Raw genomic sequence first — 22,928 nt, forward strand, 5'->3', positions numbered from 1 at the left:
GAGCCCGGCTCGCACGGACAGCCCGGCTCAGCCCGGAACAGCCGGACCCCTTAGTCCACCCGCCCCCGCCAGGCACCGGTTTCGTGGCCGCGGTCCTCGATGAATTCCTTGAATTTGTCCAGGTCCGCGGCCACCTGCATCTCGTCGGCGGAGAGTGCAGCGCCGGCCTTCTCCAGGAATCCTTCGGGCTCCCATTCGAGGGTCACGTTGACGCCGCAGTGCTCGGGTCCGAGGTTGTCGAAGCGGACTGTGCCGGCGTTGCGTGGGGCGTCGATGCTTTCCCACGCAATGACGGTATCCGGAACCTGTTGGGTGATGCGGGCATCATATTCGCGCCGGACGCCGCCGACCTTGGTTGAGAAGTGCAGCGTTGAATCATTGATCTGGCGGACGTTTTCCACGCCGCTCATGAACTCGGGAAACTTTTCGAACTGGGTCCATTGGTTGTAGGCGACCGAAACTGGTACCTCTACCTCGATGGCCTTCGTGACGGTTTGCATGAGAGACACCTCGCTTGGATTGTTGTGGTTTAGGTGAGGGGGTTACGTGAAATGGGTCTGGACGGGGCCGCCGCCGGCTGAGTCGACGATTGCCTGCGCAACGTCCCGGAGCTTGACGTTCCGGTTGCTTGAGGCTTTTTTGATGAGCTCCACCGCTTCGGCCTGGCTGCACCTGTTTTGGGCGATGATGATGCCGGTGGCGACGTCGATGACCGTTCGGGACGCCATGGCTGCGCGAAGGTTGGCGGCAGTTTGGCTGTGTTGCGCGATCAGCACTGCCAGTTGAAGGCCCTTGGATGCCTGCTGCACATAATCACTGGCGCGTTGAACGGCGGCCTGGTCAAAGCCGTTGGGGCGTTCGGAGTAGAGGTTCAGCCCGGCTCGTGCTGTCTCATCTGTGAGCGGGAAAGGCACGGCGAGGACGGAATGAACGCCATTTGCCAGGGCTAAGTCGTTGTACTCAGGCCACGTGTTGTCTTTTTCAAAGTCTGGAATCTGCACTTGCGTGCCTTCCCGGCAGCAGTGGATGCATGGGCCATCAGCGAACTGGTATTGGAGTTCGTCCAGCATCTGCGCACGTTCGCTGCTGCTGGCCACTGTGGCCGCGGCCCGATGCCGAAGCATGGTGATGCCGCAAAAAACTTCGTTGTCGGGGTTGGTGAATATCGCCGCTGAGTGGCGTGCCAGCTCCGTGAGGAAGGCCTCGACGTCCGGTGTATCCAGAAGGAAATCCTGGATATCTGCTGCCACAAGATGCGGTTCAGTGAGTTGTTGGTCTTCCACGTGGATCTCCGATCCCTGGACGAGGCTACCCTTCGAGCGTAGTCCTGAATACCCGTTGAAAGCTAATAGTAAGTGTGCTTCTCTTTTTAACGAGTCTTGCCGTGGGCTCACTCACTCCAGCAAGGTCTAAGGATTGAAGCCACATGCGACAAACCCGACCACACGACGTCCAAACCCGGCCTCCTGCGCCGGAGAGCACCATCCGTCAAAGCTTCCAAGACGGTTTGGTTTTGGACCATCTCAATCTCGCAAAGTCCATTGCCGCCAGGTATTCCGCCCATACGCACGACATCGACGACGTCCGGCAGGTTGCGTACATGGGCTTGATCAAGGCGGCCAGGGGCTTCGATGAAACCAAGGGCGTAAGCTTCCCCGCCTACGCCGCCCCGACCATTGCAGGCGAGGTCAAAAGATATCTCCGCGATCACTGCTGGGTAGTGCGGCCACCGAGGCCAATCCAGGATGTGCGGCGCCAAGTACTCGCCAGGACGGAGGAATTGACCCAAGCCCTCCAGAGGACTCCGACGCCCGAAGAAGTGGCGGCGGACCTTCGGCTGGAGCCCTGCCAAGTCAGGGAAGCGTTGATGGCCGGCACCAGCAAACGGCCGGATTCCCTTGATGCTCCCGCTGCTGAGGGCCGCGACGGCCTGCAGGGATGCCTTTCCGCTTTCGGATGCCCTACGGATCGGCTGGAGGACGTGCTCGCCCTTCGCAATGCAATCCGCGGCTTGAACGCAGAGGACAGGCACCTCCTTTATCGTCGCTACTACCGGGAGGAAACGCAGTCCACCATCGCGGAGGCATTGGGGATGTCGCAAATGCAGGTCTCGCGGCGGCTTTCCAAGATCCTGGTCTCCCTGCAGACACAGTTGCTGGATGAGGAGGCACACCTTCAGGACGGAACGGCGCCTTAAAAAAGCCAAATAGGGCAAACCAGCAGCCAACAGGACTCAGCAGCCCAACCCGTCCACGGCATCCAACACGTCACGGACGGTCACGGCAAGGAGCGCGGGATCGGGATCGGCGGCGAAAACGTCACCGCGGCGGAGTTCGACGGCGGTAAGCACCACGTGCGGTCCAGGCGGCGGACCCCATTCTTCAGCAGGAGCTGGGCCGAACAGGACCACGGAGGGCCGGGCATAGGCGGACGCCAGATGGGCGGCGCCGGTGTCCGCGGAGACGACGAGCCGCGCATCTGCGATGGTCGCCGCGAACTCTGCGAGGCCCTGCCGCCCGGCCAGCACGCCGCCGTCGAGGTTGGCTCCTTTGAGGTTTGCCAGGGCGGCAGTCTCCACTGCCCGCTCGCGCTCGGACGTGCCCCCGGTCAGCACGATGTCGTGCCCCGCCCGCGAGAGCTCAACTGCCACGTCGGCGAATCGCTGAATGGGCCAGAGCCTGCTGCCATACGCGGCACCAACATGGACTACCGTGGCGCCGGGCCGGGGCGAGGGAACGCTTGGCGGGTTGAGCCGGTAGTCCAGGGGATCGGCGTCGATGCCGTGCCAGGTGAGCAAGCGCGTCCAACGCTCGCGCTCAGGGATGCCGGTTGTCCAAACCGGTCCGTCGAGCCCGGGAGCTTGGTGCGCGATCACCTGCCTTGCGCGGAGTTCGTTGATGCGTTGGCGGCTTTCGGGTCCGTTCCCGTGCAGGTTCACGGCGATGTCCACGGCGCCCGGGGGGATGTTTAGCGGGTCATCCAGGCCCGGCGTGGGCAGGTGGTCGATGCCGCCCACCAGTTCCAAGGCCTCCGCAATCCAGGCTGGCGCAGCATACAAAATGCGGTGCTCAGGGAACGCCCGGCGGAGACCGCGAAGCGCCGGAACGGCAACAAGGAGGTCCCCCAGTTTCAAGGCGCGCAGGGCAAGCAGCAGGGGTTGTCCGTTCATTTCAACGATGTCCATGGTGGCCTCCCGCAAGGAGTCTAGCGGCCAACGCAGGCGCCGGCGCCGCAGGGAAAACTTCCCGTCGTCGCACTGTTTAGTGTCGGGAGAACTGGGAACGTTGCGTGTATGGGAGGAACTGGAACGTTGAAAGCGGTCCTGTTTGACCGCGATGGAACGCTCGTCGTTGACGTGCCATATAACGGCGACCCGCAACTGGTGCGGCCCATGGAAAGTGCCCACGTGGCGCTGGCGCGAGTACGCCGGGCCGGGCTGGCAACAGGGGTGCTGAGCAACCAGTCGGGCATTGCCCGTGGCTTACTGACCTTTAATCAGGTCCTCGCCGTGAACCAGCGCGTGGACGAGCTCCTAGGCCCCTTCGATGTGTGGGAGATTTGCCCGCACGGCCCGGCCGACGCCTGTGCCTGCCGCAAGCCTGCCCCGGGGATGATTCTCGCTGCCTGCAGCACACTGGGGCTACACCCGTCCCAGGTGGCCTTTGTTGGGGACATCGGTGCTGACGTCGAAGCAGCGACGGCGGCCGGCTCGCAGGCAGTACTGGTGCCCACTTACGTGACCCGGGCAGAGGAAATTGAAGCGGCAGGGGTGGTCGCGGAGAACCTGTTGGCCGCCGTCGAGCTGTTGCTTGGTACTGCGACAGGCGCGACAGGAGGGGCATCGCCGAAACCCGACGCCAGGCAGGACGCACCTGTATGAGCCGCGTCCTGGTAGCCCGACTCGACAGCATGGGCGATGTGCTTCTCGCTGGACCCGCCTTGCGTGCCGTGGCGAACGGAAGCAGACCGGATGGCAGCCGACGCAACGACGTTGTCCTCCTCTGCGGCCCTGAAGGTGCCGGCGCCGCGGAGATGCTCCCCGGAGTGACCCAGGTCCACACGTGGCCGTGCCCATGGATTGTTAACCCTGCGCCGGCTGCGACAGCTGAACTAACCAATGGCCTGATCGAGTTCGTCCGCAGCTCCAGGATTGAGGAAGCCGTGATCCTCACGTCCTTCCACCAGTCCCCGCTTCCGTTGGCACTGTTGTTGCGGCTGGCAGGCGTCAAGCGCATCACGGGAGCCTCCACTGACTACGCAGGCTCCCTCCTGGACGTCCGGTTGAAACCGGGCGAAGACTTCCCCGAGGACCAACCTGAAGTGGTGCGTGCTCTGGGGATTGCGCAGGCGGCGGGCTTCCAGCTTCCCAAAGGGGACGACGGCAAGTTGCACATCAACCCTGTGGACGAACCCGAGGAACTGGTGGACGAACTTACCCAAAAGGGCCCGTATATCGTGGTGCATCCAGGCGCAGCCGCCCCCGCGAGGGCGTGGCCTGCACTCCACCACGCAGCCACCGTGGAACTCCTTGAAGCGTATGGGCACCGCGTGGTGGTCACGGGAGGGCCGGGCGACACATCGCTGACAGCAACTGTGGCAGGACCCTCGGCACACAATCTCGGCGGCAGAACAGACTTGCGAACGCTGGCAGCGGTACTCGCGGGCGCCGCCGTCGTGGTCACCGGCAACACAGGTCCCGCCCACTTGGCCGCAGCGGTCGGAACGCCGGTGGTGTGCCTCTTCTCCCCGGTGGTTCCAGCCATTCGCTGGGCGCCCTACGGCGTTCCGATGGAATTGCTCGGCGACCAGGAAGCAGCCTGCAGGAACACGCGTGCACGCATCTGCCCGGTTCCGGGCCACCCGTGCCTTAGCTCAGTTACCCCGGAACAAGTCCTTGAGGCGGTGGAACGGCTGTTGGGGGGAGTCTCCTCCCTCAGCACCCGAAGAAAGGTGTGGAAACCATGAGGATCCTGGTCTGGCACATCCACGGAGGATGGATGGAGGCCTTCGTCAGGGGCCGGCACGAATATCTCCTTCCGGTCGAGCCCGACGGCGGCGCCTGGGGTTTGGGGCGAGGTGGCCGTGAGTGGCCGGTCGCCGCGCAGGAAATTGACCTCGACACGATCGATCCGGACAGCGTGGACGTGGTGGTCCTGCAACGCCCGGAGGAGATCGCCGCCGTTGCCCGGAAGCTTGGTCGAAGGCCCGGGGTGGACCTGCCTGCCGTCTACCTTGAGCACAACACTCCCAAAGGCGACGTCCCGTTCACTCTCCATCCGCTGGCCGATCAGCACAGCATCCCCGTGGTTCATGTGACGCACTTCAATCAGCTCTTCTGGGACACGGGGTCCACGCCCACAGTTGTGATCGAGCACGGCATCCCCGATCCCGGTCGGCTTTATACCGGTGAACGCGAAGAGATGGGTGTGGTGGTCAATGAACCCGTCCGTCGCGGCCGGGTGACGGGTACGGACCTCCTCCCTGGCTTTGCCGGCGTAGGGCCGTTGCGCGTATTCGGAATGGGGACGGAGGGCTTGCCGCAAGCGCTGAACCTGAAGGGCTTGGGCTTGAGCGAGGAGCGCCTTCGGATTGCCGGGGACGTACCCGCGCCGAAGCTGCACCAAGAACTTGCCCGCTGCAGGCTGTACCTGCATCCCCTCCGTTGGACATCGCTGGGGTTGGCCTTGCTCGAAGCCATGCACCTGGGAATGCCTGTCCTGGCGCTGGCGACCACGGAGGCGACGCGCGCTATCCCGCCGGGAGCGGGTCTTGTTTCGAACAACGTGGACGAACTCCAACGGTTTGCACGGTGCCTGCTGGACGAACCCGGTGACGCCTACGCGATGGGGATGGTGGCCCGCGCGGCAGCCTTGGAACGCTACGGGCTCGGGAAATTTCATCAGGCCTGGGACGAACTCCTGGCCGATCTCCCCACGACCCGCCCCTCACCTGCGGGTGCCCGTCTTCCCGAAAAGCAGATTCCCGAAAAGCAGATCCCTGAAAAGCAGGTCCCCAATAACCAGCTCCCCGACACGGAACGCCGCCCGCAACCCGGTTCGGAGTCCGTCAGCCATGACACAGAGAGGACGCACCCATGAAAATCTCCATGGTTTCCGAACATGCCAGTCCATTGGCCGCCTTGGGAGGCGTGGACGCCGGGGGGCAAAACGTCCACGTGGCGGCCCTTTCATCAAGCCTGGCCAGTCGTGGCCACCAGGTCACCGTATACACGCGGCGGGATGACCCGGATCTTCCTGCAAGGGTGCAGGTTGCGCCGGGACTCACCGTGGTACACGTTGACGCCGGTCCGGCCCGCCATATCCCCAAGGACGATCTGCTTCCCTTCATGGGTGAGCTGGCCGATGGCATTTGCGAGGACTGGGCGGGCTTGGTCCCGGACGTGGTCCACGCACATTTCTGGATGTCCGGACTCGCCGCGATCCAAGCTTCCAGGCGGGCGGGTGCCCCTGAGCCGATCGCAGTAGTTCAAACCTTCCACGCATTGGGTTCGGTCAAGCGCAGGCATCAAGGCTCAGCTGACACCAGCCCACCCGCGCGTGCCTGGCTTGAGCCGTGGGTAGGGCGCACCGCGGACTGGGTAATCGCCACCTGCCCTGACGAGGTTTTTGAGCTCAAAGCGCTGGGCATAGGCCGGTCAAGGATTTCCATTGCGCCCTGCGGCGTGGACCTTAACCTCTTCCCAGGCACAGGAGAACCAGAAAGCAGGTCCCGCACACACCGCATCCTCAGTGTTGGCCGCCTGGTTCCCAGGAAGGGCGTGGACCTGGTGATCCAGGCTTTGCCTCTCCTGGCCGACGCTGGCTTCGACGACGTCGAGCTCCTGATCGTCGGGGGCTCCGGCGACGCCCTGAACCTCGAAGAGGACCCGGAAGCCCAGCGACTACGCGCGCTGACCAAAGAACTTGGCGTGGAGGACAAAGTGACCATGCGGGGCCAGGTCCCGCGCGACGCGATGCCCGGAATTTTCCGCAGCGCCGACGCCGTGGTCTGCACGCCATGGTACGAACCGTTCGGCATTGTTCCCCTCGAGGCCATGGCCTGCGGCGTGCCCGTTGTGGCCGCGGCTGTCGGCGGACTCCGGGAGACCGTCGTCGACCAGAAAACCGGACTGCACGTACCTCCGCGGCACCCCGAAGCAATTGCCGACGCCGTGGGTCGGCTCCTCGCCGACCCCACCTTGCGTGCCGAAATGGGTCGGGCCGGAAACCGGCGTGCCCGCTCCCGCTACTCCTGGGACCGGATCGCCGCAGACACCGAGAAAGCGTACCGGTCCGTCTTGGCCGCGGGTCTGTCCCGGCAGGCTGGGGAAGGCCTGGAACCACTGGAAGGAACAGCGCTGTGACCACAGAATCGACAGTTCCCAAGAGAATCACGCCCACCACGCAGCCCGTCCCGGATACCGTGCCCGTGGGCTGGAGCGGGTCTGCCTACACAGCCGCACGTGGACCGCAGATCGCAGCAGAGGTTGCCGCGCATCTGGACAACGTACTTCCAGCGCTTGAGTCCCTGCGCTCGCAAGCCGCCCGCCTCTCCGAATGGGGAACAGAACTCGCCCACCGGCTCCTGTCCGGACAACGGCTGCTGGCCGCCGGTAATGGGGGATCGGCGGCCGAAGCCCAGCATCTCACCGCCGAACTCGTGGGCAGGTTCGATGCCGAACGCGCGCCCTTCTCGGCGATTTCCCTGCACGCCGAAACCTCTGCCCTCACGGCACTGTCCAACGACTACGGCTACGAGGAAGTCTTCGCCCGCCAGGTCAGAGCACACGGCCGCGCAGGGGACGTCCTCATCCTGCTCTCCACCAGCGGACGCAGCCCCAACCTCCTCAACGCCGTGCGCGCGGCAACGGAACGTGGCATCACCACCTGGGCGCTGACGGGCGCGGGCCCCAACCCGCTGGCCGACGCCTGCGATCAAGCCATCACAGTGGACGCCATCGCAGCCAACGCCCAGGAAGGCCATCTCATTGCCGTCCACGCTGTATGCCGTGCCTTCGACGCGGAGGTCGCGAGGCGGACCGGGCCGGGCATCGGCGAAGACGGAGCGCAGCCATGAAAGTGACAGTGGTAGGTGACCTCCTCCTGGACGTTGACATCAACGGCACCGCAACGCGGCTCAGCCCCGACGCGCCCGTCCCCGTGGTGGACGTAGCCCACATCCGGCGTCGGGCAGGTGGCGCTGGTCTCGTGGCTACCCTGCTTGCCCGCGACGGTCACGACGTCGCCCTGGTCACCGCGGTTTCGGACGACGACGGCGCCAGCCACCTCAGGCGCGCCCTGGCCGGTGTCGCCATACTCACCGGAGCCCCGCTCGCCCCAACACCCACCAAGACCCGCGTACGTATTGGGACCCACCCCATGGTCCGGTTCGATGAAGGATGTGCGCCAGCTCCTTCACCGTCGTGCACCGGAGAGATGCTCGGTGCGATTGCCTCCGCGGAAGCCGTTATCGTGGCCGACTACGGCCGCGGAATCACGGCCAACACGGACATCCGCACTGCGCTCGCCGACGCCGCACGGCGCGTCCCGGTGGTCTGGGATCCGCACCCAGCCGGTTCGGAGCCGGTGCCGGGTGTCGCCGTCGTGACGCCCAACCTTGCAGAGGCCCGGGCCGCTGCGAAGGCAGGCGGGCTGGATCGGTCCTCGTCTGGTGCGGAGGACGCAGGGAAACACTTGCTGGATCGCTGGCGCAGCAATGCCGTCCTGGTCACCACCGGCGAAGACGGTGCGGTTTTAGTGGAAGCTGCCGGGCCGGGGAAGATCATCCCCGCTCCCAAAACAATCGTGGACGATCCGTGCGGTGCCGGGGACCGCTTGGCTGGGAGCCTCGCCGTGTATTTGGGGCTGGGGCTCGCGCTGCCGGGTGCCGCGGCCAGGGCTGTTGAGGATGCCTCTGCGTTCCTCGCGAAGGGCGGAGCCTCCTCCCTGGCCATGGAGACGAGCACCTCTGCCACCGGAGGCAACGGGCTAGCCAGCCAGCCTGTCAGGGCAAAGGCGAGTCCCGTCGTCGAGCTTTTTGGCGGCCTTCCGGGCCTGGAACCCGGCATCCAAGTTGCGCGGACAGTCCGCTCGAACGGAGGGACCGTCGTGGCGACCGGCGGTTGCTTTGACCTCCTCCATGCCGGTCACGCCCGGACTTTGGCCGCGGCCCGCAGCATGGGTGATTGCCTCATCGTTTGCCTGAATTCCGATGATTCTGTGCGGCGCCTCAAGGGCATGCACCGCCCAATCGTCAGCATGGAGGACCGGGCAGAACTTTTGCTCGCGTTGTCCTGCGTTGATGCCGTGGTGGTCTTCGATGAGGACACGCCCGAAGCCTGCCTGAACCAACTCAGGCCGGATATTTGGGTCAAAGGCGGAGATTACGAACCCCATGAATTACCGGAAGCCAGCCTCGTGGCTGCCTGGGGAGGGCGATGCGTTACGGTGCCCTTCCATCCGGCCCGCTCCACCAGCGGCCTGGCTGAAGCACTGGCCAAAGTCAGCTGACCGTAACTGCCAGCAAAGAACCGACCACCGAAAGGAACCGTATGAACACGCAAACTCCCGGCCGCGTCATCGTCACCGGAGGCGGCTCCGGCCTCGGCGCCGCAATCGTTGATGCCATCCGCGACGCCGGAGGAACTCCCTTCGTCTTCGACCGCAATATCAGCAATGTCTCCGGCGCGAAAGCCCTCGAAGTAGACGTCTCCAACCGCGAATCAGTCGAAACGGCCGTAAAGGAGGCAGCCGAAAGCCTCGGCGGCCTTGACGGGGTGGTGACCGCTGCGGGTATCGACCGCTGCGGCAAGCTGGCCGACGTTCCCGCGGCGGAGTGGGAAAAGGTGATTGGAGTGAACCTCCTGGGCACCGTTTCCGTGGTCCGTGCGGCGTTGCCCTACTTGAAGGAATCCCGGGGCCGGGCCATCACCATCGCCTCAACCCTCGGCTTACGGGCTCTGCCGGACGCGACGGCGTACTGCGCCTCCAAGTTCGGCGTCATAGGATTCAGCCGGGCATTGGCCGCTGAAACCGGGGGAGTCATTGGTGTCACCACCATCATCCCGGGAGGCATGAAGACACACTTCTTTGATGACCGCGACGAACAATACAAGCCGCAGGACGACTCCAAGCTCAACGATCCCGCGAATGTGGCGCAAGCCGTGGTGTTCGCGTTGTCGCAGCCGTTTGGCAGCGAGGTCCGCGAGCTCCTTATTTGCCCCGCAGAAGAAGGCTCGTGGCCATAAGGTCATGCACGTCCTTAACAACGTCGGCCACGGCGACGCCCCTGATCAGGGTGTCGTCGTGGCCGCAGTGCTGTGCGGACCAGCCCACCTGGGTCACGTCCGCCCCACACACCGGGCACTCGGTCACCCACGACATATGGATACGGTGCAGGCTCCGGCCTCGGGGCCCTGCGTTGAAGACGTTGCCTACCCAAAAGATCCCGACGGTCGGTGTTCCAAGGGCTTGCGCCAAATGCCGGGGACCACTGTCGCTGGCAAGCATTACGGTGGCGGCGTCCAAGAGCGCCGCGAGTTCGCCGATTTCCAGTTCGCCGGCAACTGAGCGCACTGCGTCTTTGTCCCCGGCTGTCAGTCGGCTGGCCGCGAGTTCTGCCACTTCCTGGGCCAGCGCCTTTTCAGAGCGGTCACCCACTACCAACACCTGCGCACCTTCCTGCGCGATGGTCGCCGCAGCTTCAGCAAAGTACGACGCCGGCCATCGCCGCCGCGGATCGCTGGCACCTGGGTGGAGCACCAGGAGCGGACTCCGTTGGGGGTCACGCAGGCGCTGGATGCTTTGTTGGTGTTCGGGCAGGGACCGCAAGGGCGGAGAAATAATGGTTGGCGCTCCTGCCAGGCCCGCCACCTCGAGCCAGCGGTCGGGCTCGTTTTGGTAATAGATGTAATCGAGATTTCGCTCCAAGGGCTCGGCGTCCTTGGTTCGGGTGCCCACGGTGTGTCGCGCCCCCAGACGGAGCAGGAAAGGGTTGGAGTACCGGCCGCCGCCGTGCATTTGCAGCGCGAGGTCGAACTTGCGGGCGCGCATGGCCGAGAAGAATTCCTCCTGGGCAAGTCTGTCTTCGGTGTCGTCGTTTTGATCGCCGTCATTTGGGCCGCCGTCTTTGTGGTCGCCGTCGCGGACGCCTTTGGCGAACGGGAGAATTTCTACTTCGTCAATGGGCCCATCCGTCCCGGCCGCCAAAGCCGCATGGATCGGTGTTCCCAAGAGCGTGATTGCGGCTTCCGGATAGGCCGCTTTCAGGGCATAGAGCGCCGGGTATGCATAAATCACATCGCCAAGGCCGCCACCCCTGAGTACCGCAATCCGTTCCACATCCGGGAACTTCTCCAGCACCGGGCCAACGCCTAAATCCGGTTGAACGACCATCTGGACTTCCCTTCGTCAAAGGTGGTGGAAAACTACCGAACCCGGCGTGTGAACCGCGGGCTGTGGGGTACCTGAGGGGAGCAGGAACATGCCGCCTCTACCGGAAGGTACCCAATGGCACGCCTATCCAATCAAGAAGGTTTGGCCGAGTGGCTGCCGCGTCGCTTGGCCGAGGAACGGCCCGTGGTTACGGTCGTCGGCGACGCCATCTTGGACGGTTGGTGGGATGGGCTGATTGAGCGCTTTTGCCGCGAAGCTCCCGCCCCGGTGGTCCAGGTCAAGCGCCGCGACTTCGCCCCCGGGGGAGCCGCCAATACTGCCATGAACCTGGCGGCCCTTGGCGCGGACGTCAGGTTTGTCTCCCTGGTCGGCCAGGATACTGCGGGTCAGGAGCTCCTTGGGAGACTCGCGGCTGCCGGCATCGACATATCAGGCGTGGTGCAGCATCCCGGCATGATCACCACCACCAAGTTCCGGATAAGCAGCGCCGGCCAGGTGATGCTTCGCCTGGATGACGCCGCCACTGACGTTCCCCCGGAGGGCCTCCAGGAGTTGGCGGCCACCATCCCGGGAGCACTGGCGGGTTCCAACGCCGTGGTGCTCTGTGACTATGAGGCCGGTGCCTTGGTGGGGCCGGTGCGTGCAGCTTTAATGGATGCACTCGGACCCGCACGTAGTCCTCAGACTGGTTCTCACCCCGGCTCCAGCCACAAGCAGGGCACCCTCCTGGTGGTCGATGCCCATCATCCTGCCCGGTGGGCCGACCTCAAACCGGATCTTGCCACCCCGAACGCCCAGGAAGCTGCCGGGCTGCTCGGAACGGAACTTCCCGGTGGCGCTGCACGCTGCCCCTTCGTGGAGGCCCACGCGGACCAGCTCCTTCGCGCCTCAGGTGCGGGCGCCGTCGTCGTGACTTTGGACCGTGACGGGACACTGACGCTGCGTTCCAGCGATCCGGACGCAAGCGGTGACGAAAAGAACGGATCCCTCGCCAACCACCGGACCTGGGCCAGGCCGGAAGCCGAGAAGCAGGCTTCCGGCGCCGGCGATACGTTCGTAGCTGCGCTGACCTTGGCGCGCGCGGCCGGGCTGCCCCTGACTACGAGTGTTGACCTCGCCCAAGCCGCGGCTGATGTGGTGGTCCACCGGCCCGGCACGTCCATCTGCACCACCGAGGAACTTGCCCGACACCTCGGCGGGTTCGCCGATACTGCGTTGACTGCTGATGAATTGGCCAGGCAGGTGGACGCGCACCGCAGGGAGGGCCGGAGGATCGTGCTGACCAATGGGTGCTTCGACGTCCTGCACCGCGGCCATACCCGCTACCTGAACCAGGCCAAGCAACTGGGCGATGTCCTGGTGGTGGCCCTTAACAGCGATTCCTCGGTGCGGCAGCTGAAGGGGCAGGACCGGCCCGTGAATCCCGAGGCAGACCGTGCCGCCGTGATCGCCGCGCTCAGTTGCGTGGACCACGTCACGGTGTTCGATACCCCAACTCCCATCCCGCTCATCGAGATGCTGCAGCCCGATGTGTACGCCAAAGGTGGCGACTACACGCCGGAAATGCTGGCCGAGACCGCGGCTGTGGAGCGCTATGGCGGCACGGTGACGATTTTGGATTATGTCCCGGAACACTCCACGACGGCGGTACTGGAGCGTATTCGCTCCACAGGAGAGAACCCGCATGCCTGAATGGCCTTGCAGGAACGCGAAGGGAGAGTTTCATGCGCATAGTCACCACGGGAGCCACCGGTAACGCAGGTACGGCGTTGCTGAAGCGGTTGCAGGCTGCGCGCTCGGAAGAGGGCGCGGCCCTTGACCTCGTGGGGATAGCCCGGCGCGAACCCGACAAGAGCGCAGCCCCTTACAACGCGGTGGAATGGCACAAGCTGGATGTTGGCGACTATAGGGACCGGGAAGCACTGGAGAAAGCTTTCGCAGGTGCCGACGCCGTGGTGCATTTGGCCTGGCAGATCCAGCCAAATCACGATCGCGAACTTCTGCGCCGGACCAACGTGGCAGGAACAGCCCACGTATTGGGCGCGGCCAGGAAGGCCGGCCTGAAGCACGTCGTCTGTGCCTCATCGGTTGGTGCCTATTCGCCCGCCCCCAAGGATCAACGGACCAAGGAAGGGTGGCCGGCCGGCGGTATCAGGCGATCCCATTACAGCGTGGACAAGGCAGCGCAAGAGCGGCTTTTGGATGGTTTTGCCAAAGAAAATCCGGATATCGTGGTGGCGCGCCTACGCCCGGCACTGATCTTCAGCGCCGAGGCAGGCAGCGAAGTGGGTCGCTACTTCCTGGGGAGCGTTCTCCCGCGGCTCATTCCCCGTAAGCCCTGGCTGCCCATTCTCCCCATTCCCAACGAGCTGATTTTTCAGGCCGTTCACGCCGACGACGTCGCCGATGCGTACTGGGTGCTGGAACGTCGCGCAGAAGGAGCGTTCAACATCGCGGCGGAGCCCGTGCTGGACCCCAACGCCCTCGCCTGGATCCTCAACGCCCGGCGGCAGTTGCCGTTACCGCTCCCAGTGCTGCGCGCCGTCGTCGAGGTCAGTTGGCGCTTGCGCTTGCAGGTAACCGACGGCGGCTGGGTGGACATGGCGGCCGGCGCACCCATTATGGACACAAGCCGCGCCCACAGCCTCCTGGGCTGGATACCGCATCGCTCATCGCTGGAGGCGCTGACCGAAGTGCTGGATGGCCTCACTGCCGGCAAGGGGCGGAAAGCCTCGCCACCGTTGACGCCACGCTAGTTTTTGGTGTGTATGGACCTAATCCGCAGGGGATACCACCGTGATGATCCGGCGCAAACTCATGGCCACTGACGCCGCAGCGTTCACTGACGCCTGGCCAGCTGCAGCTTCCGTGACCGCATCCCCGAGTTCCGAGATGCTGTCCTTCGCCTCCGCTAAATGGCTTTTCAATTCCTCGTCATCCTCGCCCCGCCACTGATCAATCACCCGGGACACGGCCTCCAGCGCCTCGGACAGGTTGGCCAGGACGCTGTCCGGGATGACTGTCCCCGCATCCTCTTCCCAGATCACGCTGGCCAGGACATCCGTGATGTCCTGGACATGGAAGGTCAGCCGTTCCACTATCCGCAATCCAGCCAGATCGCTTGGAAGGCGGCCAGCACGACGCCGGCTCCTGGGGTTCGCTTTTGCGCTCAGTTCCGCTTCATGAACGGCAGTCCGCACGGCAGCGGCGGTTGCTGACAGCTCGCCGCTACGGCTTGCCCAGGCTTCGTGGTTGGGCGGCCAGGATTCCTCCATGGCGCGGGCCATGTCCTTCAATTGTTGGGATAAGGCCCGTTGATGCCCGGACAGGGCGGGGTCGATTCCTTCGAGGTGCAACGGCGGGAACACCAGCCAGTTCACAGCGAAGCCAACGGCAACGCCCATTGCCATCTGCAGGACGTAGGCAAAGGAGAAGCCCTCCGCGTTGGAATCCCCAAGGACAAGGACGAACAGGGCCGCCATGGGAACCCACTCCGAGGCGGTGCCCAGCCGGGGGAGGCCGCCGATGATCACGCCCAGTCCCACCACCACGGCAACGGCCAACGCCGTCGGCGCTGCCACGGTGGTCACGGCGAAAGCCATGCCAATCCCCAACGCAAGGCCCATGAGGCTCTGCAAGCCGTGCCTTGCGGAGTCCGCCACCGTGGGATGCATGCTGACGAGCGCGCCGAGTGGTGCGTAGTAAGGATAGGACGCGGCAGGACCCGGCATGAAGGGCGCGAGATACCAGGCCAATCCCGCTGCCGCGGCAGTTTTGGCTGCAAACAGGAGTCGGTGACGGGTGACAGTTTTTCGAAGCGCGGAAATCAGCCGCCGCCTGGAGGGCTTGTGGCTCATTGGTCCAACGTAGACGGGTCTTGCTGCGCGTGTCGAGCTGGGATTTCGTTTCAGAATCTGGCGATTGAATCCCCGGCAAGCGGGTACACACCCATTGATAGTAACGATACTTACTATCCCGGCTGCTGTCCGCAGCCTGCCAACTGTGGAAAGAGAGCGACAATGACTGAGAGCCAATCGCCGCAGGACGGAAGCTTCGCGGCGCCACGGACTGGGGTCCCCGCCGGGACCGAGCCTTACTCGGGAAGTTACCTGGACTCACCGGTCGAAACCGATACCACCGGCATGGAAACAGATGCCGGCGCGGGAACCACCGGATACGGAAGTACCACTGGAGGATCCGGAACCACGTCCGGCACAGGAACCGTCGAATCGGCCAAGCAGGAAGCCGCCGAAGTCGCCGGCACAGCGCGCGATGCTGCTGGCGGTGTGGTTGAAACAGCCAAGGCCGAAGCCGGAAACGTGGCCCAAGAGGTCAAGATGAACGCCCGGCAATTGCTGACGCAAACCAAGGGCGAGCTGACCGACCAGGCCGCCACCCAACAACAGAGGATTGCGGAGGGTTTGCGGTCCATTTCCGACGAACTACACACCATGGCCAATTCGACCCAGGACGGCGGAGTCGCCACGGACCTGGTGCAGCAAGCGGCCCAGCGCTCCTCCTCGGTTGCCCACTGGTTGGAGAACCGGGATCCCGGTTCACTTCTGGACGAGGTAAAGAGCTTTGCCCGGCGTAAGCCCGGCACGTTCTTGCTGTTGGCTGCCGGTGCTGGCGTCCTCGCCGGACGTTTGGGCCGGGGAATGGCGGACAATTCGCCCATGACGGGAACGGCCACCTCGGATACCACCCCGCGTGCCCAGTACTACCCGACCCAAGGTGGCGCTGTGTCGCCTCCGGCCGTTGATCTGCCCGGGCCCCAGACGACCACCGCTGGATACGGAACGACGGGTGCTGGAACTGGTGCTGGATACGGAACCGGTGCCGGAACAGACGCCGGATATGGCGCGGGTGCTGGAACTGACGCCGGATATAGCGCGGGTGCTGGAACTGATACCGGATATGGCGCGGGCACCACGGGTGGCCTTGAAGGATCAACCATGCCGTACCCGGAAACCGATGCCGGTGGAGTTAAGGCGCAAGGAGATCCACTTGTGGGTCCCGACGATCCCAGCGATCCCGATGATCCCGTATATGGAGGTCCCCGATGAGTAGTCCTGCCGACCTTCCTCCCACTGAAGCCCATATGAAAGCCGAATCCGTACCCCTCGGCGAACTGCTGAGTGACCTGACGCGCGACGTCTCCACGTTGATGCGACAGGAAGTTGAGCTGGCCAAGGTAGAGCTCAAGGAATCGGCCACCAAGGCCGGAAAGGGCGCCGGGATGATGGCCGGAGCCGCTTGGGCCGGGCATCTGACCGTGCTGTTCCTTTCCCTGGCGCTTTGGTGGGCCTTGGGTCAGCTCATCGGCCTGGGATGGTCCGCAGTTGTTGTGGCTGTCATTTGGGGCATAGTCGCAGCAGTGCTGGCCTCGATGGGTCGCAAGGAGTTGAACACCATCAAGGGCATGCCGCGCACCACAGAGACAGTCAAGGAAATACCTCCAACCTTCAAACCGAATACTGAGGAGACACGATGACGCAGAACCCCGACGCCTTGCGCGCCGACATCGAACAAACTCGCAGGCGGCTCAGTACCAACGTTGACGCCGTTGCCGACAAGGTCACGCCCTCCCACATCGTCAACCGGAGGGTAGACAGGATCAAGACGGCCGTGTTTGGCGCCCGCGACGATGTTCAGGACAGAGCGGGCCATGTTGCCCACCAGGCCCAGGACACTGTTTCCGGTGTGGTCTCGGACATTGGTGATGCACCACAGGTGATCACACGAAAAGCCCAAGGCAACCCCATTGCTGCCGGCTTGATCGCCTTCGGCGCCGGTCTGCTGGTTTCGGCCCTCATCCCACCGTCGGACAAGGAACGCGAGGCTGCGCAGGCAGTGAAGGAAGCAGCCCAGCCCCTGACCGAGGAACTGGGCCACGCAGCCCAGGAGATGGCCGAGCATCTCAAGGAGCCGGCACAGGACGCAGTCCAGAACGTCAAAGACAGCGCCACTGAAGCGGCTGCCAACGTGAAGGACGAAGGCCAGGCCGCTGCTGCAGATGTTCAGGACCGCGCCGCCATGGCCAAGGAGAACCTCGGCAACCAGTAATCGCGTTACTCACCCAAGTGAGTCGCAGTTGAGGCCGTTTTGAGTGGTCAGAACGGCCTCAACTGCGACTCACTTGGGTTCGCGGCCGCGGTTGGGTGCCTGCGGGTCCGCGGGGGCTCGTTAACGCACTTCGAGAATCATTTGCAGCAGACGGGCTGCGGCGGGTCGGGCAGCATGTTCTTCCACCCACTGCGCGCGGGCAAGTGCTTTGCTGACGGCCTGCGTCGTGATGCCGAGTTCCTGGGCAACAGCCTTTTGTTGGCCGCGAACTCCAGGAGTGAGAAGGTCCAGGACCCGCCACTCGGCCGCGCTTCGGTGCTGCACGATGTGTCCGAGGAGCCGGAGCACTGCTTCGGCTTCTGCTGCCAAAGCCGTGAAGGGACCATCCACGGCAACGGGGACCCGTTCCTTCCCGTTGCGGAGGCGGTCGACAGCCCGCCGGGCATAGACAAGGCCGTGCCCGGAAGCGTCTTTGACAAGGTTGGGAAGGGGCTCGTTGATGGGCCCGACGCCGATTCCCACGTACCACTGACCGGTGCGGAGGGCGATCAGTGCTGTGTCAACAGCTTGGTGGCCGGACTCGACGATGCCCTGCACCTCATCCTCAACCGAACGGTCGAAGTCGAGCCGTGCCGGAATATGCCGCAGGTCCTTGAGGAGCTCGGGCACGAGGTCGCCATCCCGGCGACTGTCGCGTTGGTTGATGGTCAGAGTGAACATAGTGGATCACATGCTACCGGCTGGTAGCCGCTCTGCAAGGGCTTATTTTTCTTATTTCTTTAGCTGCTGCGCGGCGACCACTTTGGGGTCCGGGACCGGCTGCCGGCCCTGTGCCACGCCGGATCGTCGGTCAAGAGCGGCGAACTTCGGATCCCACGTATCATCCGAGCTCCCGCTGAACGCCGCAAGAATCAGCATCACCACGAAGAATGGGAAGAAGGACCAGCAGATGGCACGCCAACCGCCCAACCAGGCACCCGCCGTCGTGCCGTCCTTGATCCGTACCGAGCGCATGCCGGCGGCAGCATCTCCGACACTGCCCGCTGTACCCCAGATCATGCCGTAAACGAACAAACCAACGAACCAGAGAACAATGTAGAGCGTCAGCCAGAAGCCGTCATTGAAGGCCAGGAGCGAGCCACTGTTCATCATGGCATTGCGTGCAACGGCCGCGATCGTGGCCAGGACGCCGTACCCCGCAAGAAACACGATTGCGTCAAGAACGCGGCCCCAGAAGTGGGCTCCTCCGGACGCTTTCACGAAGTATGCGCCAGTCTCGGGATGGCGGCGTACAGGGCGGCCGTTGACGGCATCAACCAAGCCAGTGGCCGTTTGGGACTTCGAATTGCTCATGGGTCAGGCCAGCCCAGCCAACCCGCCGAGGACGCGGGCAAGGGTGGATGCGGACGTCTCCTTCAACTCAAGGGAGACAGATTCGCCTTCTACGCTGGGAGTTACGCGGGGAGTAAGGACGTGCACGCTGGTGGGACCGGTGTACACGGTGACAGTCGGAAACTCGTTCGTGTCAGTGTTGAAGACCACCACGTTGCTGGCCGCCTGGGTATCGGCAAGGGCCGTTGCAGCATATTCTTCGAACGCAGCCTCCGTATAAACAGTGGGATCGGTGTCGCGGTGGGCGGCCGTGTTCGGGTCAACAAATTCAGCAAGGCGCGGAGCCAACTGATCACGGGTGACAACAGTGAAGCCGTGCAGCCCGCCTTCGTCCACTTCCTCCAGGAGCACGCCGTCGTCGTGGATGTAGCCATAGAGCCAGCGCTTGCCGGTGGAAACGGTCCGTTCAACGGAGACCACGCTGCTGCCACTGCGGCGCAGCGTCAGGGCACCGGTGATTTCCTCAATTGCGTGCAGGCGGGTGGGCTCGGTCTCGCCTTCAAAGACCACGGGGTAGACGAGTTCCTTGGCGAGCAGTCCGCGCAAGGCCACCGCGCACATCAGCTCCTTGCTGGCATCCTGTGCCGTGAGCCACGGAAGGGCCACGATTTGCTCGTGCTGGACGCCGTCCAAGGCAACAACCTCTTCATCGGTCAAGGTCGTCAGGGCCTTGCCTGTGGCGCTGGCCGACGCCAGAACATTCGCTGCAGCCTGTACATCCCGCTCGGTCCAATTCATGGTGCTCGTGGTCATCCGAATATCCCTCCGACAAAGTTTCCGACTGACTTGGCGGCATTACCGACCCCGTCTGCCACCTTACTGCCTACATCCTTGGCGAAATTGCCTACTTCCCGGGCGCCGTCGGCGATGTAACTGCCGGGGTTCCGGGCGAAGTTGCTGATGGAATCCCAGTTGTCCGCCACCAGGTTGCCCAACGCCCAGGCGCCGGCAACGATGCCTGCGCCGATCACGATCGGGGCTCCGATGGGCCCCAGCAAGGCTGCACCACCAGCGGTCATCAGCATGATGCTGCCCACCCCGCCTACTACGGACAGGCCGCCGGCCACCCGGTCTCCAGTACCGCGCCAGCCGTCGTGCTCGGGACTGATCATGTCGCTGATGCCGCCCACGATGTTCAATGGCGCCGCCAAGGCTCCGGCGATTCGCAGGCCCTTGGAGAACTTCGAGGCGTCCTGGAAAGCCTGGCTGTAAGGAATGTTGGCCTTGAGGTCGGTGATCACGTCAGTGACCTTCTCGCCGCTGCGCAGGGCGCTCAAGGCATCCCGCAGGACTGTACCGCCAGCCCGCCAATTGGTGAGTACCTCGCGGGTCTTGACCCATTCGGCATGGCCGAGCTTGCCGTATTTGTAAGCAGTCCAGAGCTGCGCGCCGAGTTCCTTGACACCCGTTGCTGTGTCGTAGACATCTGCAAGGACGCCCACAGATGTACCCGAGCCGTCATTGTGGCTGGCAAATTCCTGCTGGTTGGCGTTCTTCTTGAGCTGGCTCGCGTTGTCCCTCAGCATGTTGGCAGCCTTCACCAGGCTCTGCCTGTGCTGGCTGTTCCAATCGCTCTTGAAGACTGTGGCGTCGCGCCCCTGCCACGCAGTTGCGGAGTTGATGGCGTTGGACAGCTGCGCGCTCTGCAGATTGATGGCATCGGCAGCCTTGCCCATGACGCCGGCCAGACTGCGAAGCTGCGCAATGTCCGCGCCGTAGAACCCAGCCATGTGGAACCCCCTGTTACATGCGTCGTAAAGTCTCGTCCCAGCCTAGGGGGACTCCGAAGCTGCCGCGATGGGGAGAGATACCCATGTGGACAACGCGGGGTCAGTTATGGCCCATGTGGGGGTCCACAAAGGGCCAGAAGTGACCCCGCGTTGCTTAAAGCACGACGGCGACTGGTGCTGTTCGCAGGGAACAGCACCAGCCGCCGTCGTAAGTGTTGCTAGTGGCCTTCGGCCGAGAAGCGCTTGATGGAAGCTTCCAGCTCGGCTTCGGCAGCGGCGCGATCGCCCCAACCCTCAGCCTTGACCCACTTGCCGGGCTCCAGGTCCTTGTAGCGGGTAAAGAAGTGCTCGATTTCCTTGATGAGGAATTCGCTGACGTCGCTGACTTCCTGGATGTGGTCGAAGCGTGCATCCACCGGAACGCAGAGGACCTTGGCGTCTCCGCCGCCGTCGTCGGTCATGTTGAAAACGCCGATGGGGCGGGATTCAACGATGACGCCCGGGTGGAGGTCGAAGTCCTGCAGGAGCACCAGTGCGTCCAGCGGGTCGCCGTCTTCGCCCAGGGTGTTCTCGAAGAAACCGTAGTGCGTGGGGTACTGCATGGAGGTGAAGAGGACGCGGTCCAGGCGGACGCGGCCGGTTTCGTGGTCAACTTCGTACTTGACGCGCGATCCCTTGGGGATCTCGATGGTCACGTCGTGCTTCATGGCGTGCTCCTTGACGGGTGGGGGTGGGGCGCGGCATGCAAAAGTGCAGCCAGCGCCGCCGACTACTATTGAGGATATAGCGAGAGGCCCGGGTTTCTTGAACCGGCGGGGACATTTTCAGGACTGACAGGACCAAGCAACTGCATGAAGGGCGTTAAAAACGGGGGTGCCCGGAAGTGGGTGTCCACGGCGTGGGGGCGCTTGAAATGGCCGATGCTGTTGACGTTGGTTCTGCTGTGCCTGGGGGCGATCGTGGTGGTCGGCATGGTGCCAGGACTCCTCAGTGCACCCAAGTCCTCCCCTTCCGCGCCGCCATGGCAGCAGGAGCCTGACCGCCTGTCAGAGGCCAACGGCGTGCTTCCCCTGGACGCAGATGCGCCCGTGCCAGTACCGGCTGAGCTCTCGCGACTTGTGAATGACGCCTTGAAACCTTCGGGTGCGGGCAGCATTACCGGAATTGTCATGGACGCCTCCACAGGCACGGTCCTGTTCGACCGCGATGCCAACGCCAACCGTATCCCGGCGTCGAACATGAAGCTGTTGACCGCCGTCGCCGCTTTGAAGGCGCTCCGTCCCGAATCCCGCTTTACCACCCGCGTGCTGTCCGGTTCTGATGCGTCAACCGTGGTGCTGACCGGGGGAGGGGACGTGCTGCTCGGCGGAGGTGCCTCGGATCCAGCTGCCGTGATGGGCCGGGCCGGGCTTGCAAACCTGGCCGCCGATACCGCCGCTTCTCTGGCTACGGCGGGGGTCAAGGGGCCGGTGACCGTGCAGGTGGATGATTCCCTGTTCAGCGGAGCGCCCCTCAATCCTGCGTGGAGCCTGGACGACGTCGCGGCTGGCGAGACCGCCCCCTTGTTTTCCCTTGCCCTGAATTCCGGGCGCTACTCACCCGCGGTTACCACTGGGCCCCGTCCGCAGGATTCGGCCGTCACCACCGCCCAGGCTTTCGCCGAACAGTTGGTGGCTGCCGGCGTCCAGGTGAGTCCCGGCGTCGAGCGTGGCAAGGGCGTCCCCGCCAAGGTGCTGGCCGCCGCCGAGTCCGCCACTGTGAGCGAGCAAGTGGACCTCATGTTGGAGACCTCGGATAACTTCCTGGCGGAGGCGCTCGGACGGATGACCGCCATTGCTTCCGGTCAGGAAGCGACGTACGACGGCGCCACTTCAGCCGTGCGGCAGCGGCTGGGGGAGTTGGGAATCGCCACAGGTTCAATGCAGTTGGCCGACGTTTCGGGACTGGCCCTGGAGAACCAGGTCACTGCCCGCCAGTTTGCCGAGGTAGTCCGTGCCATCACCAGCGGACCGGATTTGAGCCTGAGGACGGCCTTGGACGGATTCCCGGTGGCGGGCCTTACGGGCACCTTGGACGACAGGTATGTGGACCCGAGTACAGCCCAGGGCGCAGGCCTTGTCCGAGCCAAAACCGGCACGCTCAACACTGTCATCGCGCTGAGCGGGTACGTAGTGGACGCTGATGGACGCCTGCTGGTGTTCTCGTTCATTGGCAACGGCCTGGAACCGGGTGCGGCTGGAAACAAGGAGGCGATGGACCGCTCGGCGTCGGTGCTGGCCTCATGTGGGTGCCGCCAGCCCGGTTAGGGAACAGCAAACCCCGTCGCTCCGCGCGGAGCGAACTTAAG

The 22,928-nt window shown here is 64.1% G+C and carries 24 protein-coding genes; 14 read left to right on the top strand and 10 right to left on the bottom strand.

All coding sequences use genetic code 11. From position 1 onward, the window contains the following. Positions 1 to 50: 50 nt before the first annotated feature. Together AC1DCM_RS05730 and AC1DCM_RS05735 are read right to left on the bottom strand one after the other, a co-directional pair. Positions 51 to 500 carry an SRPBCC family protein gene (locus AC1DCM_RS05730; protein ID WP_477517598.1) on the bottom strand — a complete coding sequence of 150 codons (450 nt, stop codon included), beginning with the start codon at positions 498 to 500 and terminating at the stop codon, positions 51 to 53. A gap of 42 nt (positions 501 to 542) precedes the next feature. Continuing rightward, positions 543 to 1,283: an ANTAR domain-containing protein gene (locus AC1DCM_RS05735; protein ID WP_477517599.1), complete on the bottom strand. Its 741-nt coding sequence runs from the start codon at positions 1,281 to 1,283 to the stop codon at positions 543 to 545. Positions 1,284 to 1,426: 143 nt separating this feature from the next. On the opposite strand from AC1DCM_RS05735, the gene AC1DCM_RS05740 reads away from it, so the two are divergent. After that, entirely contained in the window at positions 1,427 to 2,197 is a 771-nt protein-coding gene (locus AC1DCM_RS05740; protein ID WP_477517600.1) for a sigma-70 family RNA polymerase sigma factor, read from the top strand. 36 nt (positions 2,198 to 2,233) lie between these two features. Here the strand turns inward: AC1DCM_RS05740 and AC1DCM_RS05745 are convergent, their stop codons facing one another. Then, positions 2,234 to 3,184, bottom strand: coding sequence for a glycosyltransferase family 9 protein (locus AC1DCM_RS05745; protein WP_477517601.1), 951 nt, complete (start codon positions 3,182 to 3,184; stop codon positions 2,234 to 2,236). A 108-nt stretch (positions 3,185 to 3,292) separates the two neighbouring features. On the opposite strand from AC1DCM_RS05745, the gene AC1DCM_RS05750 reads away from it, so the two are divergent. From AC1DCM_RS05750 to AC1DCM_RS05780, 7 genes are read left to right on the top strand one after another with little or no spacing between them, the layout of a single operon-like run. Further along, positions 3,293 to 3,880, top strand: coding sequence for a D-glycero-alpha-D-manno-heptose-1,7-bisphosphate 7-phosphatase (locus AC1DCM_RS05750; protein WP_477517602.1), 588 nt, complete (start codon positions 3,293 to 3,295; stop codon positions 3,878 to 3,880). Further along, the gene (locus tag AC1DCM_RS05755) at positions 3,877 to 4,965 is read left to right on the top strand and encodes a glycosyltransferase family 9 protein (protein WP_477517603.1); all 1,089 of its coding nucleotides are present in this window, start codon (positions 3,877 to 3,879) and stop codon (positions 4,963 to 4,965) included. The genes AC1DCM_RS05750 and AC1DCM_RS05755 overlap by 4 nt, the downstream gene beginning before the upstream one ends. Next, positions 4,962 to 6,098 carry a glycosyltransferase gene (locus AC1DCM_RS05760; protein ID WP_477517604.1) on the top strand — a complete coding sequence of 379 codons (1,137 nt, stop codon included), beginning with the start codon at positions 4,962 to 4,964 and terminating at the stop codon, positions 6,096 to 6,098. Before AC1DCM_RS05755 ends, AC1DCM_RS05760 begins: the two co-directional genes overlap by 4 nt. Then, positions 6,095 to 7,363, top strand: coding sequence for a glycosyltransferase (locus tag AC1DCM_RS05765; RefSeq protein WP_477517605.1), 1,269 nt, complete (start codon positions 6,095 to 6,097; stop codon positions 7,361 to 7,363). Before AC1DCM_RS05760 ends, AC1DCM_RS05765 begins: the two co-directional genes overlap by 4 nt. Beyond that, positions 7,360 to 8,076 carry a D-sedoheptulose-7-phosphate isomerase gene (locus tag AC1DCM_RS05770; RefSeq protein ID WP_477517606.1) on the top strand — a complete coding sequence of 239 codons (717 nt, stop codon included), beginning with the start codon at positions 7,360 to 7,362 and terminating at the stop codon, positions 8,074 to 8,076. Before AC1DCM_RS05765 ends, AC1DCM_RS05770 begins: the two co-directional genes overlap by 4 nt. Then, complete coding sequence (locus AC1DCM_RS05775; RefSeq protein ID WP_477517607.1) at positions 8,073 to 9,509, top strand: PfkB family carbohydrate kinase; 1,437 nt, start codon at positions 8,073 to 8,075, stop codon at positions 9,507 to 9,509. The genes AC1DCM_RS05770 and AC1DCM_RS05775 overlap by 4 nt, the downstream gene beginning before the upstream one ends. A gap of 41 nt (positions 9,510 to 9,550) precedes the next feature. Next, positions 9,551 to 10,246 (top strand): SDR family oxidoreductase, encoded by a 696-nt coding sequence (locus AC1DCM_RS05780; RefSeq protein ID WP_477517608.1) that lies wholly within the window; start codon positions 9,551 to 9,553, stop codon positions 10,244 to 10,246. On the opposite strand, the gene AC1DCM_RS05785 is transcribed toward AC1DCM_RS05780, so the two are convergent. Beyond that, positions 10,212 to 11,393: a glycosyltransferase family 9 protein gene (locus AC1DCM_RS05785; protein ID WP_477517609.1), complete on the bottom strand. Its 1,182-nt coding sequence runs from the start codon at positions 11,391 to 11,393 to the stop codon at positions 10,212 to 10,214. The genes AC1DCM_RS05780 and AC1DCM_RS05785 overlap by 35 nt on opposite strands. A 114-nt stretch (positions 11,394 to 11,507) precedes the next feature. Here AC1DCM_RS05785 and rfaE2 point away from each other — a divergent pair, with 114 nt between their 5' ends. Further along, positions 11,508 to 13,085 (top strand): D-glycero-beta-D-manno-heptose 1-phosphate adenylyltransferase, encoded by a 1,578-nt coding sequence (rfaE2, locus tag AC1DCM_RS05790; protein ID WP_477517610.1) that lies wholly within the window; start codon positions 11,508 to 11,510, stop codon positions 13,083 to 13,085. A gap of 32 nt (positions 13,086 to 13,117) precedes the next feature. Beyond that, positions 13,118 to 14,149, top strand: a complete 1,032-nt coding sequence (locus AC1DCM_RS05795; protein ID WP_477517611.1) for an NAD-dependent epimerase/dehydratase family protein — start codon at positions 13,118 to 13,120, stop codon at positions 14,147 to 14,149. 18 nt (positions 14,150 to 14,167) lie between these two features. On the opposite strand, the gene AC1DCM_RS05800 is transcribed toward AC1DCM_RS05795, so the two are convergent. Then, positions 14,168 to 15,250: an FUSC family protein gene (locus AC1DCM_RS05800; protein ID WP_477517612.1), complete on the bottom strand. Its 1,083-nt coding sequence runs from the start codon at positions 15,248 to 15,250 to the stop codon at positions 14,168 to 14,170. A 162-nt stretch (positions 15,251 to 15,412) separates the two neighbouring features. On the opposite strand from AC1DCM_RS05800, the gene AC1DCM_RS05805 reads away from it, so the two are divergent. Genes AC1DCM_RS05805 through AC1DCM_RS05815 form a run of 3 tightly spaced genes read left to right on the top strand, consistent with a single transcriptional unit; the run spans position 15,413 to position 17,459 of the window. Beyond that, complete coding sequence (locus AC1DCM_RS05805; protein WP_477517613.1) at positions 15,413 to 16,459, top strand: hypothetical protein; 1,047 nt, start codon at positions 15,413 to 15,415, stop codon at positions 16,457 to 16,459. After that, on the top strand, positions 16,456 to 16,887 hold the full coding sequence (locus AC1DCM_RS05810) for a phage holin family protein (RefSeq protein ID WP_442005161.1): 432 nt from the start codon (positions 16,456 to 16,458) through the stop codon (positions 16,885 to 16,887). The genes AC1DCM_RS05805 and AC1DCM_RS05810 overlap by 4 nt, the downstream gene beginning before the upstream one ends. Further along, positions 16,884 to 17,459, top strand: coding sequence for a DUF3618 domain-containing protein (locus AC1DCM_RS05815; RefSeq protein ID WP_442018096.1), 576 nt, complete (start codon positions 16,884 to 16,886; stop codon positions 17,457 to 17,459). The genes AC1DCM_RS05810 and AC1DCM_RS05815 overlap by 4 nt, the downstream gene beginning before the upstream one ends. Positions 17,460 to 17,579: 120 nt before the next feature. Here AC1DCM_RS05815 and AC1DCM_RS05820 read toward each other — a convergent pair whose 3' ends face one another. From AC1DCM_RS05820 to AC1DCM_RS05840, 5 genes are all read right to left on the bottom strand, one after another. Next, a complete protein-coding gene (locus tag AC1DCM_RS05820) occupies positions 17,580 to 18,179 on the bottom strand; it encodes a hypothetical protein (RefSeq protein WP_442005159.1) in 600 nt (199 codons plus the stop codon). Positions 18,180 to 18,230: 51 nt separating this feature from the next. Then, a complete protein-coding gene (locus AC1DCM_RS05825; protein ID WP_477517614.1) occupies positions 18,231 to 18,812 on the bottom strand; it encodes an RDD family protein in 582 nt (193 codons plus the stop codon). A 3-nt stretch (positions 18,813 to 18,815) separates the two neighbouring features. Further along, a complete protein-coding gene (locus AC1DCM_RS05830; protein WP_477517615.1) occupies positions 18,816 to 19,604 on the bottom strand; it encodes a hypothetical protein in 789 nt (262 codons plus the stop codon). Continuing rightward, positions 19,601 to 20,581 (bottom strand): hypothetical protein, encoded by a 981-nt coding sequence (locus AC1DCM_RS05835; protein WP_442018092.1) that lies wholly within the window; start codon positions 20,579 to 20,581, stop codon positions 19,601 to 19,603. The genes AC1DCM_RS05830 and AC1DCM_RS05835 overlap by 4 nt, the downstream gene beginning before the upstream one ends. A gap of 218 nt (positions 20,582 to 20,799) precedes the next feature. Further along, positions 20,800 to 21,288, bottom strand: coding sequence for an inorganic diphosphatase (locus tag AC1DCM_RS05840; RefSeq protein ID WP_144663396.1), 489 nt, complete (start codon positions 21,286 to 21,288; stop codon positions 20,800 to 20,802). 144 nt (positions 21,289 to 21,432) lie between these two features. Between AC1DCM_RS05840 and dacB the strand changes: the two genes are divergently transcribed. After that, positions 21,433 to 22,887, top strand: coding sequence for a D-alanyl-D-alanine carboxypeptidase/D-alanyl-D-alanine endopeptidase (dacB, locus tag AC1DCM_RS05845; protein ID WP_477517616.1), 1,455 nt, complete (start codon positions 21,433 to 21,435; stop codon positions 22,885 to 22,887). The last annotated feature ends 41 nt before the right edge of the window (positions 22,888 to 22,928 follow it).

Source organism: Paenarthrobacter sp. 10N417 (assembly GCF_056394745.1).

Excerpts from the sequence above, each read along its gene's own strand:
- AC1DCM_RS05760 (WP_477517604.1), top strand. The coding sequence starts at position 4,962 with ATGAGGATCCTGGTCTGGCACATCCACGGAGGATGGATGGAGGCCTTC.
- AC1DCM_RS05730 (WP_477517598.1), bottom strand. The coding sequence starts at position 500 with ATGCAAACCGTCACGAAGGCCATCGAGGTAGAGGTACCAGTTTCGGTC.
- AC1DCM_RS05780 (WP_477517608.1), top strand. The coding sequence starts at position 9,551 with ATGAACACGCAAACTCCCGGCCGCGTCATCGTCACCGGAGGCGGCTCC.
- AC1DCM_RS05840 (WP_144663396.1), bottom strand. The coding sequence starts at position 21,288 with ATGAAGCACGACGTGACCATCGAGATCCCCAAGGGATCGCGCGTCAAG.
- AC1DCM_RS05750 (WP_477517602.1), top strand. The coding sequence starts at position 3,293 with ATGGGAGGAACTGGAACGTTGAAAGCGGTCCTGTTTGACCGCGATGGA.
- AC1DCM_RS05805 (WP_477517613.1), top strand. The coding sequence starts at position 15,413 with ATGACTGAGAGCCAATCGCCGCAGGACGGAAGCTTCGCGGCGCCACGG.
- AC1DCM_RS05755 (WP_477517603.1), top strand. The coding sequence starts at position 3,877 with ATGAGCCGCGTCCTGGTAGCCCGACTCGACAGCATGGGCGATGTGCTT.
- AC1DCM_RS05810 (WP_442005161.1), top strand. The coding sequence starts at position 16,456 with ATGAGTAGTCCTGCCGACCTTCCTCCCACTGAAGCCCATATGAAAGCC.
- AC1DCM_RS05825 (WP_477517614.1), bottom strand. The coding sequence starts at position 18,812 with ATGAGCAATTCGAAGTCCCAAACGGCCACTGGCTTGGTTGATGCCGTC.
- dacB (WP_477517616.1), top strand. The coding sequence starts at position 21,433 with ATGAAGGGCGTTAAAAACGGGGGTGCCCGGAAGTGGGTGTCCACGGCG.
- AC1DCM_RS05785 (WP_477517609.1), bottom strand. The coding sequence starts at position 11,393 with ATGGTCGTTCAACCGGATTTAGGCGTTGGCCCGGTGCTGGAGAAGTTC.
- AC1DCM_RS05835 (WP_442018092.1), bottom strand. The coding sequence starts at position 20,581 with ATGGCTGGGTTCTACGGCGCGGACATTGCGCAGCTTCGCAGTCTGGCC.
- AC1DCM_RS05820 (WP_442005159.1), bottom strand. The coding sequence starts at position 18,179 with ATGTTCACTCTGACCATCAACCAACGCGACAGTCGCCGGGATGGCGAC.
- AC1DCM_RS05775 (WP_477517607.1), top strand. The coding sequence starts at position 8,073 with ATGAAAGTGACAGTGGTAGGTGACCTCCTCCTGGACGTTGACATCAAC.
- AC1DCM_RS05830 (WP_477517615.1), bottom strand. The coding sequence starts at position 19,604 with ATGACCACGAGCACCATGAATTGGACCGAGCGGGATGTACAGGCTGCA.
- AC1DCM_RS05800 (WP_477517612.1), bottom strand. The coding sequence starts at position 15,250 with ATGAGCCACAAGCCCTCCAGGCGGCGGCTGATTTCCGCGCTTCGAAAA.
- AC1DCM_RS05815 (WP_442018096.1), top strand. The coding sequence starts at position 16,884 with ATGACGCAGAACCCCGACGCCTTGCGCGCCGACATCGAACAAACTCGC.
- AC1DCM_RS05765 (WP_477517605.1), top strand. The coding sequence starts at position 6,095 with ATGAAAATCTCCATGGTTTCCGAACATGCCAGTCCATTGGCCGCCTTG.
- AC1DCM_RS05745 (WP_477517601.1), bottom strand. The coding sequence starts at position 3,184 with ATGGACATCGTTGAAATGAACGGACAACCCCTGCTGCTTGCCCTGCGC.
- AC1DCM_RS05740 (WP_477517600.1), top strand. The coding sequence starts at position 1,427 with ATGCGACAAACCCGACCACACGACGTCCAAACCCGGCCTCCTGCGCCG.
- AC1DCM_RS05795 (WP_477517611.1), top strand. The coding sequence starts at position 13,118 with ATGCGCATAGTCACCACGGGAGCCACCGGTAACGCAGGTACGGCGTTG.
- rfaE2 (WP_477517610.1), top strand. The coding sequence starts at position 11,508 with ATGGCACGCCTATCCAATCAAGAAGGTTTGGCCGAGTGGCTGCCGCGT.